We start from the raw sequence: 15,611 nt of genomic DNA on the forward strand, positions 1-15,611 counted from the left end.
AATTCAATTTATTATTATAACCACAAAAAATACACTCTTGACATGTCGCAAATCTTCTTGCGAGTGGATTCTATTATTATTGGAGAATTGAATGTTCAGGAAAATACTTGTAATATCTTTGTTATTCATTGCGACGGTCGGATGTACTTTTGGAGTTGTGAGAATTACAAAAGATAATTTTAAGAACTCACACACTGTTAATTTGAAATTGGCCCTTAAAGCGGAAGAATCCGTATTAGGAACTCTTATTGATACGCCGTTTACAAAATACCGTGTTGAAATGGATTTTACTAGGGAGATTAGTCCGGATAAATTAGTTCCGACTATCGGTAGAGTTACCGTTTTTGCCGCTACCAATAACGCAGGGATAGAAAGAAGTGGCTTTCTTAAAATCGGGGAAAAAACAATTTCTCTGGCTTTTGGAAACTCTTCTACTCAGTCGGTTACTACTGTAACTACGACAAACGCTACAAATACGCAAGGAGCGAACAATTCAAATAGCTCATTCGGATCTAATAACGGAGTTCGTACAAGCAGTAGCACCTATCTTAAGTTAAATAGCTCTTTTCTATTGAAAAAAGAAGATGAAGATGAAATTCTCAAATCCAATGGATTTACTATAAGATTGTATTCAGGGGCTGAGCCTATTACAGTAGTAATTGCTGAAGATGATTTAGATAAATTTAAGGAATATCTAAACGCAAAACCGGAAGCCGGAAACTAAGCCTACCTAACGCGGGCCGACGTTATAGTCGGCTCCCGCATTCTTCTAATATTTTAAGCGACTTCGCTTATTAATTTCTCGCCTAAGAGTATTTTAATTCGTCTCCTAAAGTATCTTTTAGGATAAAAGAGGCTTTTATGGAATTTACGATCCGGCCGATCGCAAAGGTCTCGAACTCAAGATCAGAGATCCAGGATGATTACTGGGCTGAAATTGTTTCTGAGATCGAGTTAGAAGATAATATTCCCGCCGAGTCTTTGGATGGGATAGAAACATTCTCTCATCTGGAGATCATCTATATTTTTCATAAGGCTGTCGGATCGGAGCCCGTATTTGGGAGTGAACATCCTAGAGAAAATAAGAGATGGCCTAAGGTTGGGATCTTTGCCCAAAGAAAGAAAAATCGTCCGAACCATATAGGTTCTACAATAGTGGAACTTTTAAGAAGGGATGGCAAAAAACTTTTAGTGAAATATTTGGATGCGATTGATGGAACTCCGGTCGTGGATATTAAACCAGTGATGAGGGAATTCCTACCAATGTCCGGGATCTCTCAACCGGATTGGTCTAAAGAATTGATGATAAATTATTGGGAGTAATTTACTCGAATTAGATTGACTGGGACTTAATTTCGCTTACGTTTTTCGGCCATGGCTTCCATCAGTCGAAAAACATTTCTGAAATACGGCATTAGTTTTGGCGTTATTCTCTCAACTTCTCAAATTTTACAATATTGTAAAACTTCCTCCAAGGAAAGATATGATTATGAAAGAAAGGATCCGTTCGATCCTGAATTTCTTTCTGAAAATATTTCTCCAATACTAAAAGCGATCCGTATTGGTATCACTGCTCCGAATCCCCATAATGTCCAACCTTGGAAATTCAAAATTATAAATGATCATTCTGCACTTTTGTATGTGGATGAGAAACGTTTATTAAAAGATACTGATCCGACGTATCGACAGATCCATATTGGGCAAGGGACCTTTTTGGAAAACTTAAGTATAGGAACCCAAGTGTTAGGATATTCTTCCGAAGTTTCTCTTTTCCCCGATGGAAAATATACGATTGCAGAAATAGGTAAAAAACCGATCGCTAAAATTGTATTGAACAAACAAGAAGATCTGGTTCGGAATCCTTTGTCCGAATTTATTTCAGAAAGAGTAACTCAAAGAAGTGTTTATGAAGGAGAAGATCTGACTCAGGAAAATTTTGAGAAGATACGAAAAGACTCTGCTGTTCTGTATTCAGAATTGAAATTTGTTCCTAAAGCAGGCTCGGAAAAATTAAGAAAACAATTAATCGCCGCGATGCAAACGGAAACGGATACTTATAAAACGTACGAAGAATCTAGGATTTGGTTTCGTTATAATGATGAAGAAATAGGAAAATTTAAGGATGGAATTTCCCTGAGAGCAAATGGGACTTCCGGTTTGAAATATTATATTGCTCGAAATTTTTTCTTAAAACATGGCCCAGAAAGTTGGCATTCACCTGAGAATAAGAAAGCAGGCATGGATATGTTTGTTTCAATGGTAGAAAGTTCTAAGGGATTTATTTTTCTGAAAACGGATCATAATGAAATCATCGACTGGGTCCAAGCGGGAAGAGATTATCTTCGTTTACATTTGGCCGCGACTAAAAATGGATTTTCTCTTCATCCAATGAGTCAGATATTGCAAGAATATCCAGAAATGGATACTATTAGGAATGAATTTGAATCTTCTTTAAAACCCGGGGAGAAGATCCAGATGCTAGCTCGTCTGGGCAAAAGTGATTATCATTTTTATAGTCCTAGAAGGGATCCGAAAGAGTTTATTTTATAGCAATACAATCGCTTTAAAGGAATTTTTGTCGAAATAAATGAATATACTCAAGAAAATCCTATTCTGGTTCGGAGACATTCTATTCTTACTTATTCCACTATGCATCATTCTTGCAGAATCCGGGACCTGTACGCAAGGTGATGATGGCATTTTTCTTTTATTTACCCAGGCTGCTTTTGCTGTTTCCGTATTATCACTTTTTCTAATATGGTCCGGGATCCCTTCCGGAGGTTTGGTCGGACAAGGGCTGGTTACATTTCCATTCTTGATGTGTTTGTACTTTTATATCGCATATATTCCTGTTTATTTCGTATATTCTACATTACAAAATCAAGATTTATGCGTAGTGATTCTTTCCGATCTGACTTTGTATGATTCTAAGAATGTGGTTCAAAGTGAGGATGCAAGTTTGTTTTCTCGAACCTATGCTATATTGATGCTATTGCCTGTTTTAGGCAGTTTTTTACCCGTATATAAATTTTGGAAGTCTGGCTCCTTTTCTCAAAAAAGAAAAGAAATCGCCGAATCTATCTCCCGGAAAGTCGACGAAATTTAGCCGGAATTTTTTCGAATTTCTTACATAGAATGGAAAGATTCTGTGGATTTTTTGTCGTCAAACAGTGATAACACTAATTTTCCAATGGAGAAAAGAATGAATCGCAATCCCTTATGGGTCCTTCTAGCAAGTATGCTAGTCTCCAGCGCTATTTTCGCTCAGAGTTCGCCGGGCACGACTGCTCCTCCGAAATCTACCACACCTAAGGCAGAAACTACTAAACCTTCCGGAACAGAAAGAGAATCATCTTCCGGAGAAAAGCCGGATCTATACATTAACTCTCAATCTTCCTTCGAGTTCAACTCCAAGGATGAAGGTTCCACTGTGGATTATATCGAATATAAAATCGGGTCAGGGGAGTATACAAAATATGTTTCTTCTATCACATTGGTAAGAGAAGGTTTGACGAAGATCACATATAGAGCAGTGGATAAAGCGGGAAATAAAGAACCAGAAAAACATTTTAATGTTCTTGTTGATAATACTCCCCCTTCTACCAAGATCACTCCGAGTGCTGCATTAATAGTTCATGAAAATACGAACTATGCTACAAAAACTTTAACTTATTCTATTACTGCTCAGGATAACCTTGCGGGTGTGCAGGACATTAAGATCTCTATCAATGGTTCAGAATCTAAAGTTTATGATGGCAGACCGATCCAATTGGAAAAAGCCGGAGTGAATACTATTAAGTTTTCTGCAACTGATAAGTCTGGGAATACTTCGACTGATTCCGTTTTGGCAGTGACTGTGGACCAAGAGAAACCTTTGGTTGAACTTTTCGGTTCTGCACTTGTGACTGTAAAAGATAAAATTTTCGTAAAAAGTGGGAACGCATTTACAATCAAGGCTTCGGATACATTGTCCGGAATTAAACAGATCTTTTATAAATTGGATTCTGGAGAATGGAAATCATACGCAGATCCTGTTTCTGTAGAAGCACAAGGAAATCACACGATCGAAGCTAAGTCAGTGGATTCGGTAGGTAATGAAAGCGAAGTTAAGAAGATCGCTTTTATCGTAGATACTACTCCTCCTGAAACTAAGATCCAAAAAGTGGATAATAAACCGAGCGCACCTGCTCCAGCAGCTAAACCTGCAAGTTCTTCTGCTTCACCAAGCACTGAAAATTAGAAATCGCGAAAGGGGATCCGTTGAAGATACGGGTCCCTTCTTCTTTTTATAGCCCGCAGTGTGGTCTCTTATAATAATCTAATAAACTATTTTTCTTGGAGTTCGGATCCGGTCTTTTGCCAATCCGGTTTGATTGCGTTCACTTTGATTTTGAGCTCTGCTTTGTTTCCAACTCTGTCCGAAGTATAAACCGTAACAGTATGGATTCCAGTATTGAATCCGATCGGGTTTTGATAAGATTGGATAGAACCATTACCAATCTTGTATTCCAATTTAGAAAGCCCTGATCCTGTGCCTGGATCTTCACATCGAATCGCAATGAGTCCGTTTTCTTTTAGATAGTAAATGCCATCTTCTCTAAGTTTACCTTCTGTTGGAGCGAATACGCATAGAGGATGTTTTGCATCTATTAATAATGGGAGCTCTGATTGGATATAATTTCCAGCTTTATCATTTGCTTCCCAACGAAGAATAGAAAGTCCGTCTATACCTGAAGAAGAAATTTTGATCGGTTGTTTTGCTTCTTCTCCGGAAAGAGTTAGATTTACTTCCGCTCCGCTTCCATCTCTTGCTGCAAGATTGATGGTGATCTCTTCCATTCCGGAACCTTCTTCAGTAACTTGTAATGTAAGTTCTGCTCCGGATTTGATCTCTATTAATCCTGATTGCCCCTTCTTTTCTCCTATCAAACGGACTTGAGGAGCCGTTGTATCTTTGAGATATTTTGTCTTTTTAGGAGTTTCTTTATTTCCTAATATATCTTCGGAATAAAATTCCACCTCGTTCCAACCTTCTTGGGAAAGAGAAATGGAACCGTCATATCTTTGCCATTCTCCTCCATTCACTCTATAATATGTGGAGACTGGGACTTGTTTTTGTGAATTCGGGGATCCGGGAGTATTGGAAGAAGGTCCGCTGGTTTTAGGATCACCCAGTGAGATCCGCAACTCTTCCGAAGAAGCAACAACTGTAGAAGGTCTTTCCACTTTTACTTTAGGTGCAGCAGCAAATTTGTCCGCCAGAGAAATTATAGGAGAAGAAACTCCTCTTCCTCCATCTGCATTGATCCCGACTACGCGAACATAGAACTTAGAATCTTGCGAATTGAATTCATAGCGGAAGTTTTTGGTCTTATAAAAATGATGTACTCTTAAAAAGTCCCTGTCTTCTGAAAGTTCAATCAGATAACTTTCTGCACCTTGGCTGGGTTTCCAACGAAGGCTTACCCTTTGTTGTTCGGAAAATGCCTCTCCTGAAAGAAGAAGTAGGCAAGATAATAAAAATGAAAATTTATATTTTATAATATTCCGATCCAGAATTCTCACTCTAACTCAACCTTTTCGGGAAGTTTTTCCGGTTTAGAAGGAGCTTGTCCTTTTACCACAGTAGTTCCGAATCCTGCAGGGACCGCCACTGTTTTTCCTTCTGCGGAGACTTCTAATTCTCCTTTATAACATCCTACTATAGTATTTTCAGGATCAGGCGCACTTACGTATAATTCTGTTCCTCTTACTCCTACCACTGCAGTAGGAGTTATGACAGTAAATTTACGAGTATCGTCTCCCGGTTTTTTAGGAGGGACCTTGGCTTCCAGATATCCTGATTTCAGTTCCAGAATTCCTCCATCTTTATTCAGCTTGAATTCTGAAATTGATTCTAGGGTCGTTTTTACGATTTTGGTTAAGGTTTTTTCTTTTAACTCTACAACCGTTCCGTTTTTAGTGAATAGAATTTTAGAAGAAGAGCCTTGTCCTGTTTGGATCCAATCATCCATGTTCAATAATTGATCTTTGGAAAGTTTGGACCAACTTGCAGGAAGTCCTGTCGGAGTAAAATCCCTAGAAAATTGAACCTGTCCTCTTTGGAAGTCGGCAACTGCCACAGGACCTGTATTCGGTTTTATAATTTCTCCGGTTGCAGAGATTGTGTCCTTTCTTAAAAAGCCTGGGATAAGAAGAGTAGTACCTTCTCTAATCAAAGAAGGGTTTGGAATTTCATTATATTTTAATAATTCTTTCCAGTTCCTTGGGTCTTGCAGGAATTCCTTTGCGATCTTGGATAAAGTATCATTCTTTTTTACCTTGTATTCGAAAACGTCTTCTTGGACTCCTTTTTTGGGTTCTGCAAGAAGGCCTATTAAAGATAGGGAAATGAGTAGGATTGCAAAAAATTGAAATAATTTAAATCGAGAAATCGAAAACGGGAAATTCTGAGAAGCCATGATTTATCCTGGAAACTAGTTCTAACCTAGTATTAGAAGAGAATCTTGTGGGAATTCCAACAAAATACGGCGCTTAGGTGAAAAAGGAAGAGAAAGAATTGGCCGGAATTTCGAGGAAAATGATTGCCTTATTTTCTAAAATACCAATGATTTGGGCCTCTTTTTAAGATAGTATGTCGGCCCATCTTCCTCCACTTGTTCCAATAATTTTCGGTTCTACGGTATTTGCTATTTTAGGATATTTTTTCTCACTCGTTTTGGGTTCTAGAAAAAATTGGATCGGCTCTTCTTTAATTCTTTTGGCTTTAGCAGCTTGGCTCGCTCTGCAAGGGATCTTAAGTAGGACTGGATTTTATCTAGTCACTGATTCCTTCCCTCCTAGATTTCTATGCATGGTGATCCCACCTATCTTGTTCTTGATTTTACTTTTCATCCTTCCTTCTAGTAGGACTTGGATAGACCAGATCCCGGCGGAAAGTTTAACATACTTACATCTGGCAAGAATACCGGTGGAGCTTGTCTTATACTGGTTAGCAATGTATGGTTGGGTACCGATCAGTATGACGTTTGCAGGTTGGAATTTCGACATTTTGATCGGTCTGACTACTCCGATTGCGGCTTATTTCATTTTGAATAAGCCTACATCTTCTAAAAATTGGATTTTGTTTTGGAATATAATAGGCCTTTTATTTTTATTGAATATTGTGATCTTGGGGATCTTATCCGCGCCTGGACCTTTTCAAAAATTGTCTTTTGAAAGACCGAATACTGCGGTGCTTCAATTTCCATACGTATGGCTGCCTTCCTTTATAGTTCCTTCCGTTTTATTTGCTCATCTTGTTTCCATTCGGAGAAGATTTGTCGCTGGTTGAATTTGGGTTTTTCTTTCCATAAGTTTCATTTTAAACTGCTAATTTCGATTTTTTGCATATTTCTATTTACATTTTGTTTTCCGGACATGGTCCGCAAAAAGAAAATTGAAAACGACTGGTTCAAAATAGAGAAGATCTTTTATAAAACTGAATCTAAAAAAATCGAGATCTACATAAAAGGAACAGTAAAAAATCCATTTTTGGTTGGTATTGAAGGATTTGAATTAAATGAAAATTCTTCAGATGTTTTGTTATTTCAACAGGAGAAACCGCTTCCAATCGGACCTATTCTTTTAAAATTTAAGGTGGAGGTCTCGGAAAACAAGAATTGGATCCAAAAAATCGGCACTACTCGTAAATGGATCCAGATCGCATTAAAGAATGATAATGGGCAGGTTACTCATTTACAAACGGAGATCTCCATTCACGAATCTGATAAAAAACAATTCAGGCGAGACCTTTCGTTAGATGCAGAAGGAGAATCGATTCGTTTGGATGGAAGGGAATGGAGGCTTGTCTCAGATATAGACAGAATGGATCAGGCATTATTGCAATATGTTCCTAAGTCTGAGTCTTTATTATTCTGGAATGAAATGCTTACTATACATGTTTATAAGGTGAGAACTGCTTCTCCTTCCGAAATTTATTCCTTATTGGAGTCCGGTAAGAAGAAAGAATGTCCAAATATTCTTTGGAACCTGGAGTCAGAGAAGTCTGGAAAAATTTCTTATTCTTGGGAAAATTCCGGATGTGGTAAACAGTCTCCTTCTTCTCAGGTTGCTAAGTTGTATAGAGGAGAATTCGGGATTTATAATATTCGATATGATAGAAGAAGTAAGATAGGAGCTGAAGACAAAAAACGTTGGTCCGACTTATTGGATCTTCTTCCTTCTAAGTTGGATTGAGTTTTAGAGATAGATTTTTACTCTTCTGTAGGAGTCGGCTACTTTAGGTACTCGCTCAGTTTGATCGAACGTATTTTTTAAAAAACGGCCCCCACCCTGCGTTGGGATTGGGGGGAGTGGCTCGTGGGAGAGCTGACACTCCCTTATCATAAATTTTTATTTTTCACAAACGAATTTTACGGCTCTTTTGTTGGAGCTCCAACAACGGAATTTTCATTTACAACCCGCGAGAGATCGAGCCGGGGTCACAAAAATCGCGGATGCGATTTTTTGACCGGAGGGGAGAGCTCGGTCCGAAGGACGCGGCCAATGCCTAAAACTACAGATTCTTGTAGGAATTCCAACAGGAAAAGTTCCGTTTTTTGCCTTGACTGAGATTTGGAGACGTCTAATTCCTGTAATTACACATGTGTAATTACATATATGTAAATGCACATTATTTCTCTTAGGAGATTCGTTATGGAATTGACGATTGATAAACCGGTGCTTTCCCCTCATAGTTTTGCTAGGATTCGTTTCCAGGATTGTGATCCTTTTGGCCATTTGAATAACGCGAGATATATGGATTATTTTTTGGAGGCTCGTTCTGAACAATTAAGGGAAACTGCTAATTTCGATTTTTACGAATATGGATCTAGTTCTGGTAAATCATGGGTGGTGAGTAAAGTGGAAACTCAATATTTAGAACCGGTCAAACAGAATGACGTGGTGAAAATTGTAACTCGTTTGATCAAGCTGACTCCGGCGACGATCCATAACGAATATTTACTTTTAGATAGGGAAGGTAATCGTTTAAAGGCAGTTTTGAGAGCTCAGTTTTCCTTTATTGATCTTCAAAAGGGACGTCCTGTTCGTCATGACCAAGAGATGATGGCTTTTTTGGGGAGTTTTATTTTTGATGAGCCTGGTTTGGAAGAAGGTTCTTTCGAAGATAGGGTAAAACAGTTGCGAAAACAAGTATCGGAGGGAAAATATTCCTAAGGCCAATAGTCTTTTTAATCTTATGTCCAAGAAGTCTCTAAATAGTACGGCTCGGAAGTCTGAAAAATTTCCGAGCAAAGCGGATATGCTTAGCGCAGGTTTAAGTTGCGTGAACTTTAATCTGCGCAGGGCTTCTAGAGCGGTTACTCAATTTTATGATAGAGAATTAGAGAAGGCCGGTCTTACTTCTCAGAGATTCAGTCTATTACATACTCTTGGTGCTACCGATGGTCTTGGTCTTGCCGAGTTAGCGGACCTTCTTGTTTTAGATAGAACTACTTTGATTCGTAACTTGAATCCTTTGGAAGAATTAGGTTACGTTGCAGATGTTCCTTCCGAAAATAAAAGAGCTAGGAAAGTGATCTTAACCCAAAAAGGTTTGGAAGCATTGAGGATCGCTTATCCGATCTGGGAGGAAGCCCAGGCCGCAGTTACGGAAGCGATGGGGGAGGATGATCTGAAAAGATTATTGAAAAGATTGAACTCGATCGTTCGCAAAAGAAATTTTAAAGAATTTTCCAAATCGGAAGATTGAACGTAAGGTTTATTAGTTTATTTTTCCATAATATGCGATTTTAAAGTTCTTATCAGCTTTCGAGAGTCATGAACAAAAACTTTTATCCTATCCTTTTTATCCCTATTGTCTTATTTTTCGCGTATTACTTTTTTTCTCCAAGTTGTGTTTCCGGCGATTGTAAGAACGGCATTGGGACTAAAGTTCTGTCCGGATCTTATCGTTATGAAGGCAGTTTCCAAAATGGTTTAGCTCATGGCAAGGGTAAACTTGTGTTAGGAGATGTGGAATCTTACGATGGTGACTGGGATCGAGGGAATAAGGAAGGCAGCGGGATTTATAAATACGCCGACGGAACTGTTTATGAAGGTGAATGGAAATTGAATAAGCGGAATGGTTTTGGCAAATTAATGGATTCTGATGGGAATCTTATTTTTGAAGGCCAATGGAAGGACGATACTCAGGTTTTGGCTAAAAATTTATAATGAAATATATTAGTTTTTTATTAATTTTATTTTCTGTTTCCGTTTATGGAGAAGAAGGTAAACTCCAGATTACTGAGATTGAGAAAAATGTCTATGTTCACACTTCTTATAAACTTCTAAAAGAAGGGTATTTCCCTTCTAATGGACTCGTGATTGAAACGGAAGAAGGGATAGTTCTTGTGGATACTGCTTGGGGAGAGGAACAAACTTCTCAGCTTTTGGATTGGATTTCTGCAAATTTGAAAAAACCTGTGATTGCGGTTATTATCACTCATTTTCATGAAGATAGAGCCGGTGGGATCAAAATATTAAAAAAGATGAATGTTTCTTCTTATGCAGGTAAAAGAACGATCTCTATCTTGAAAGCAGAAGGTAATTCTCTACCTGAAAAGTCATTAAAAGATAAGGACATTTTGGTATTCGGTAAAACTAAAATTGAGACTTTTTTCCTGGGTGAAGGCCATTCTAAGGATAATATAGTCGTTTGGCTTCCAGGATCTAAAATTTTATTCGGTGGTTGTTTGGTTAAAAGTGCAGAAGCAAATGAGATAGGTAACACTAAAGACGCTGATCTTAAAGAATGGCCTAAAACAATTCATAAATTAGAAAAGTCATTTCCAGAAATTTCTGTCTTAGTCCCTGGTCATCAGTCTTGGGGTGGAAAAGAAAGTTTGAAACGTACCCTGGAATTATTGGAAACTTCTAAATAATTTTTTTCATTGCGAATCTTCGCTTAACGTTTAAGTTCGTTAGATCTTAAATGATAGGCAACCAAACATGAAAGTTTACGGTACTTCCGTTTCTGGGAATTGTTATAAAATCAAATTATTATTACATCTATTGAAAATTCCTTATGAATGGATCGAGACCGATACCAGAAAAGGTGAAACTAAAACTCAGGAATTTCTTCTTAAAAATCCTGTTGGGAAAGTTCCTCTTTTGGAATTGGACTCTGGAGAATTCCTTTCTGAATCAAATGCAATCTTATACTTCTTAGCAAAGGACACTGAATTCTTTCCGAATGATCTTTTAATTCAATCAAGGATATTACAATGGATGTTCTTTGAACAATATAGCCATGAGCCTTATATTGCTGTGAATCGTTGGTTAATTCAATTCCAGAATAAAAAGGATGATCCTAAAATTCAAGGTAATCATGCCAAGGGACTGGATGCTCTCAGGATCATGAATGATCATCTTTCCGCAAATAAATTCTTCGGCTCCCAAAGGCCGAGTATTTCTGATATCTCTCTCTTCGCATATACACATGTGGCGGAAGAAGGTCATTTCCCACTTTCTGGTTTTCCAAACTTGAGTTCCTGGGTAGAAAGGATAAGAGAGATCCCGGATTTTGTTCCGATATACTAAGAGAGTGTATATCAGAAGAAATACATTTCCGGATTGGAGCAAAGGTGCATGTGCGCTTTTCTAAATTCTCCTTGATTCCTCACTTTTGGTTTCCATATTCTACCGTTAAGATTCGGCCGATCCGATCCCGGCGAAAAAATGGCGAAATATTTAACTTCCAAGATCTTACTAACGTATAGCATCGCTGCTATTCTTATCGTTTTGGGGATTTCTCTATTTTCTTTTTTCCGAAATAGCTCAGTTGATCCAGTCTTTACGGATCGTTTTGAATTTAAGGGCCTAACAAGAGCACAGGCGGAGAAGTTGGGGATCCTCGGCATTCCGAACGGTGTATCTGATTACTTTATCAAACGTTGTGGGTTTAAAGAATCTTGGGTAGTTTTTTCAAAATATAAGGTAGAAGGTTCCGAGTTGAGGAAATCAATTCTGGAAGGATTTAAAAACCATCCCGGTTTGGATCTCAGATTCGATTCTTATCCGAGTGACTGGCCTAAAAATTTTGATCAAGGAAATTGTAGGCCCGATTGGTGGGAGCCTTGTCCTAAAGGTTTTTGGGCGGAAATTTCCGAGAACCCCCGTGTTGTAGCTCATAAAGACGGATTCTATCTCTGCGAGGGCGGCAAAGAACTCAGATGGTTCGTTTTTCATTTTAGAAATATCCTATAATTGCTTACTAATGAAGAGTATATTCGAAAAAATTAATACTGAAGAAAAACATTTGGCATACGCAAGTTTAAGCAGAAGAGTTTATGCTCAATTTTTGGATTTTTTGATCCTATGTCCTGTTTTGGTCCCTCAAGTTATGGTTTTTTATCATCATAATAAGATGGTCTATGAGCTATTTCCCTTCTACACTGCTTTACATTCCTTACTTTATATCGGATATAGATTCGTTATGCATGCATTATACGGCAGAACCATTGGAAAGGCGTTTGCAGGGATAATTGTTACCGATTCTTGTAAAGGGCGTTTAGGATGGATCAGGTCTTTTATTAGGACCCTACCGGAGCTCGCTTTGTCTTTAGTCACTATCATGAGTGCAGTATATGATTCCAGGATATTTATGGAACACCAAGCGGAAATGGAAGGTTTACCTTTGGCTGGTGTTTATAGAATCTTAAATAAATGGAATCCTTTGGATAATTTTACCTTTTGGGATTCGATAATATACTATGGGATTTCGGTGCTTTATATCCTCTTTTCTCACAAAAGGACCGCATTACACGATCTTTTTGCAGGGACCAGAGTGCTTCGTTTTAAAGCAGAATAAGGTTCTTGGAGCTTTTCGGGAAATAAATTTCCTATCTACAATCTCTTGACTCATATTCCGTAAATGTTATACTACAAGCATGCGGATCTTCGACTCTCATTTTCATATCATAGATCCAAGATTTCCTTTGGTGCCCAATCACGGCTTTTTGCCGGAGCCGTTTACGGTTTCAGACTATAATAAGCAGGCGGATTGGCTTAGGATCAAAGGGGGGGCTGTTGTTTCCGGTTCTTTTCAAGCCTTTGATCAGACATATTTGTTGGATACACTTTCCGTATTAGGAAAAAATTATGTAGGTGTAACCCAACTTCCCGCAAATACCAAGGATTCCGAAATTTTATCCCTTCATAAAGCAGGGGTGAGAGCTATTCGATTTAACGTTAGAAGGGGAGGCTCTGAGGAAATTTCTAAGATTAAGGAAATGGGAGCCAGAGTTTATGATCTCGCAGGTTGGCATATCGAATTATATATAGATGCAAAAGAGATAGACGAATTTTTAGAAGAAGTGCTGTTATCCCTGCCTAAAGTATCGATTGATCATTTGGGATTGTCTAAAGAAGGATTTTCTACCATTCTGAGATTAGTAGAAAAAGGAGTAAGAGTGAAAGCGACCGGGTTCGGCAGAACCAATATGGATATACGATCTGCTTTGGTGGATATTGCTGAAATTAATCCGGATGCGCTGATGTTCGGGACGGATCTTCCTTCTACACGTTCTCCCGCTCCTTTTACTGAAGAGGATCTCCATTTAGTTACTGATACACTCGAAGGTGAGTTATTGCAAAAAGTATTATATTCGAATGCTATGGAATTTTATGGAGTAAACGTAAAAGTATAATTTATTCCTTTTTAAAGACCCGATCTGCTATCCTTTTAACGATCCAAGAAGGAAATATTTTCGTAGAATAATAATGTGCCTTATTCATAACTCCAGGAATTGATCTTTTAGTTTCGTTTTGGATTGTTTTGAATGCGACCTTAGCCACATCTTTCGGATCCATTGCGATAGAATAGGCAAGATTTCCTAAACCTCCTTTTTTGCTTTCCTTATGGATTCCCGCGACTGAAAGAAAATTTGTTTTGGTAGTTCCTGGATATAAAATTCCAAGTTTGACTCCATAAGGAGCAAGTTCTGCTGCTAATGCTTCTGAAAAACTAACTACATAAGCTTTACTGGCTGCATAAGCTGCCATATAAGAAAGAGGCTGCAAAGAAGCAGTAGATGCAACGTTTAATATAAAACCGTTCTTACGTTCTATCATTCTTTTTGAAAATTCATTAGAAAGTCTGGTAACTGCGTTCATATTTAGTAGAAGCATCGAATCTACTTTTTCCGGTGAAAGTTCCCAGGATTTTCCCCACAGCCCGAATCCTGCATTATTGACTAGGACATCTATGTCCAAATTTAGTTTGGAGACCCATTTTAAAATTTTAGGAATACTTTCGGATTGAGTGAGATCTACTTCTAAGGTTTCTAATTTTCCTGAAGGATCTATTTTTTTGCATTCCGTATGGAGAAGTTTTAATTCTTCTTTGGAAATGCTGACTACTAGTACTTGATACCCTTGTTTATATAATAAAATAGAAAGTTCTTTTCCTATTCCGGAAGATCCTCCGGTGACTAAAACTGTCTTTCTGATTTCTACTAAAATCTGGTTGAGTATGGTTAACAAATCATAAATCTTATTTAAGAAATTCGGTTCTTCAATAGGAGAGCCCAAAGTATCTGCAATGCCCTTCGATTCATCTCGCAGCCATATTAAAGAACTAACGTCTTTATATAGAAACCCATGTTCCATTTTATCTAGAATCCGCAAATCTCTTTGATAAGTGTTCTTGGAATAAAGAGTTCTATGTTCTTTAATTTTTTGGCTAATATATTTGTGTAGTTCGCTTGCCTTTCGAACATTCATTTCTAAATCTATTTTTTTCTCTTTTAGCCGCATTGTGAGTCCCTTTTCGATTTCGCAATAGATCCATGATGATTTGAAATCTGTCAAAGCCTTTCAAAACCTGAAAAATCTAGCTTGCTCCTTGGAAAAAGGAATTTAATATTCCCGGGATGTCTCCTTTATTCCAACCTTTAAAAACATATTTGGATACTAAACTTTCTTTGATCGATAAGATTTCTAAGGAAAGAAAGGCGGTTCTTTCCTCTTTAGCGGATTTTATTCTACAATTTTTCGAGACCAAACAAAAAGCGAATTTAGTTTTTATATGCACTCATAATTCGAGAAGGAGCCAGATCGCTCAGGCATTCGCAGCATGTATTCCTCACTATTTTGATTTTCCTGGAGTTAAATCTTTTTCAGGCGGAACAAGTATCACTGAGTTACATCCAAATGCGGAGAAGGCTTTAGAGAATTGTGGATTTCGTATTGAGAACCAGGGACCTCCTCGCAATCCTAAATATTCAATTTGGTGGGCAGATGGAACTCCTCCTTTGATCGCATATTCTAAAAAATTCCAAGATGTTTCGAATCCAGCATCTGAATTCATTGCGGTTTTAGTATGTTCTCAAGCGGATGAGTCCTGTCCCTACGTTCCAGGAGCAGAAGCAAGGATCTCACTTCCTTTCGAAGATCCTAAATCAGCAGACGATTCCGAAAATCCTTTGGAGAAATATTTGCAAACCTGCGATCAAATCGCTTCGGAACTTCTTTACACTTTCCGGGAAGTAAAACAGAAACTTTGAGATTCTTTCTATTCTTGTTGGAATTCCTACATTTATCGTTTGCCACCTAATTTCTTTCTG

Annotated in this window: 19 protein-coding genes; 16 read left to right on the forward strand and 3 right to left on the reverse strand. The window is 38.0% G+C overall.

Going from position 1 to position 15,611, the window contains the following annotated elements; translation table 11 throughout:
• Positions 1-91 precede the first annotated feature (91 nt).
• The 5 genes from CH377_RS05315 to ompL47 all read left to right on the forward strand — a co-directional run bounded on the left by CH377_RS05315 (position 92) and on the right by ompL47 (position 4,240).
• Positions 92-724, forward strand: a complete 633-nt coding sequence (locus CH377_RS05315) for a hypothetical protein (RefSeq protein ID WP_100722723.1) — start codon at positions 92-94, stop codon at positions 722-724.
• A 137-nt stretch (positions 725-861) separates the two neighbouring features.
• Positions 862-1,323: an SAM-dependent methyltransferase gene (locus CH377_RS05320; protein WP_100722724.1), complete on the forward strand. Its 462-nt coding sequence runs from the start codon at positions 862-864 to the stop codon at positions 1,321-1,323.
• 51 nt (positions 1,324-1,374) lie between these two features.
• Complete coding sequence (locus CH377_RS05325) at positions 1,375-2,550, forward strand: Acg family FMN-binding oxidoreductase (protein ID WP_100722725.1); 1,176 nt, start codon at positions 1,375-1,377, stop codon at positions 2,548-2,550.
• Positions 2,551-2,587: 37 nt separating this feature from the next.
• A complete protein-coding gene (locus tag CH377_RS05330; protein ID WP_100722726.1) occupies positions 2,588-3,106 on the forward strand; it encodes a hypothetical protein in 519 nt (172 codons plus the stop codon).
• Positions 3,107-3,202: 96 nt separating this feature from the next.
• Positions 3,203-4,240, forward strand: coding sequence for a multi-beta-barrel domain surface protein OmpL47 (ompL47, locus tag CH377_RS05335; protein WP_100722727.1), 1,038 nt, complete (start codon positions 3,203-3,205; stop codon positions 4,238-4,240).
• Between the two features lie 86 nt (positions 4,241-4,326).
• On the opposite strand, the gene CH377_RS05340 is transcribed toward ompL47, so the two are convergent.
• The gene (locus CH377_RS05340) at positions 4,327-5,565 is read right to left on the reverse strand and encodes a hypothetical protein (RefSeq protein WP_100722728.1); all 1,239 of its coding nucleotides are present in this window, start codon (positions 5,563-5,565) and stop codon (positions 4,327-4,329) included.
• A complete protein-coding gene (locus CH377_RS05345) occupies positions 5,562-6,461 on the reverse strand; it encodes a FecR family protein (protein ID WP_100722729.1) in 900 nt (299 codons plus the stop codon). The genes CH377_RS05340 and CH377_RS05345 overlap by 4 nt, the downstream gene beginning before the upstream one ends.
• Positions 6,462-6,634: 173 nt before the next feature.
• On the opposite strand from CH377_RS05345, the gene CH377_RS05350 reads away from it, so the two are divergent.
• The 10 genes from CH377_RS05350 (at position 6,635) to CH377_RS05395 (ending at position 13,694) form a co-directional block, all read left to right on the forward strand.
• The gene (locus CH377_RS05350) at positions 6,635-7,333 is read left to right on the forward strand and encodes a hypothetical protein (protein WP_100722730.1); all 699 of its coding nucleotides are present in this window, start codon (positions 6,635-6,637) and stop codon (positions 7,331-7,333) included.
• Positions 7,334-7,419: 86 nt separating this feature from the next.
• On the forward strand, positions 7,420-8,238 hold the full coding sequence (locus CH377_RS05355) for a hypothetical protein (protein ID WP_243402061.1): 819 nt from the start codon (positions 7,420-7,422) through the stop codon (positions 8,236-8,238).
• Between the two features lie 459 nt (positions 8,239-8,697).
• Positions 8,698-9,219 carry an acyl-CoA thioesterase gene (locus CH377_RS05360; protein WP_100722731.1) on the forward strand — a complete coding sequence of 174 codons (522 nt, stop codon included), beginning with the start codon at positions 8,698-8,700 and terminating at the stop codon, positions 9,217-9,219.
• 22 nt (positions 9,220-9,241) lie between these two features.
• On the forward strand, positions 9,242-9,754 hold the full coding sequence (locus CH377_RS05365; protein ID WP_100722732.1) for a MarR family winged helix-turn-helix transcriptional regulator: 513 nt from the start codon (positions 9,242-9,244) through the stop codon (positions 9,752-9,754).
• A 68-nt stretch (positions 9,755-9,822) separates the two neighbouring features.
• The gene (locus CH377_RS05370; RefSeq protein WP_100722733.1) at positions 9,823-10,218 is read left to right on the forward strand and encodes an MORN repeat-containing protein; all 396 of its coding nucleotides are present in this window, start codon (positions 9,823-9,825) and stop codon (positions 10,216-10,218) included.
• Positions 10,218-10,928: a subclass B1 metallo-beta-lactamase gene (gene bla, locus CH377_RS05375; RefSeq protein ID WP_100722734.1), complete on the forward strand. Its 711-nt coding sequence runs from the start codon at positions 10,218-10,220 to the stop codon at positions 10,926-10,928. The genes CH377_RS05370 and bla overlap by 1 nt, the downstream gene beginning before the upstream one ends.
• A 67-nt stretch (positions 10,929-10,995) precedes the next feature.
• Positions 10,996-11,586 carry a glutathione S-transferase family protein gene (locus CH377_RS05380; protein WP_100722735.1) on the forward strand — a complete coding sequence of 197 codons (591 nt, stop codon included), beginning with the start codon at positions 10,996-10,998 and terminating at the stop codon, positions 11,584-11,586.
• Positions 11,587-11,724: 138 nt separating this feature from the next.
• Positions 11,725-12,252 carry a hypothetical protein gene (locus CH377_RS05385; protein WP_100722736.1) on the forward strand — a complete coding sequence of 176 codons (528 nt, stop codon included), beginning with the start codon at positions 11,725-11,727 and terminating at the stop codon, positions 12,250-12,252.
• A gap of 10 nt (positions 12,253-12,262) precedes the next feature.
• A complete protein-coding gene (locus CH377_RS05390; protein ID WP_100722737.1) occupies positions 12,263-12,856 on the forward strand; it encodes an RDD family protein in 594 nt (197 codons plus the stop codon).
• 79 nt (positions 12,857-12,935) lie between these two features.
• Positions 12,936-13,694, forward strand: a complete 759-nt coding sequence (locus CH377_RS05395; RefSeq protein WP_100722738.1) for an amidohydrolase family protein — start codon at positions 12,936-12,938, stop codon at positions 13,692-13,694.
• A gap of 1 nt (position 13,695) precedes the next feature.
• Here CH377_RS05395 and CH377_RS05400 read toward each other — a convergent pair whose 3' ends face one another.
• Entirely contained in the window at positions 13,696-14,802 is a 1,107-nt protein-coding gene (locus CH377_RS05400) for an SDR family NAD(P)-dependent oxidoreductase (protein WP_243402062.1), read from the reverse strand.
• Between the two features lie 116 nt (positions 14,803-14,918).
• Here CH377_RS05400 and CH377_RS05405 point away from each other — a divergent pair, with 116 nt between their 5' ends.
• Positions 14,919-15,551, forward strand: a complete 633-nt coding sequence (locus CH377_RS05405; protein ID WP_100722739.1) for a low molecular weight phosphatase family protein — start codon at positions 14,919-14,921, stop codon at positions 15,549-15,551.
• Positions 15,552-15,611 lie beyond the last annotated feature (60 nt).

The sequence above is a fragment of the Leptospira haakeii genome, assembly GCF_002812045.1.
GTDB classification, from domain to species: Bacteria; Spirochaetota; Leptospiria; order Leptospirales; family Leptospiraceae; genus Leptospira_B; species Leptospira_B haakeii.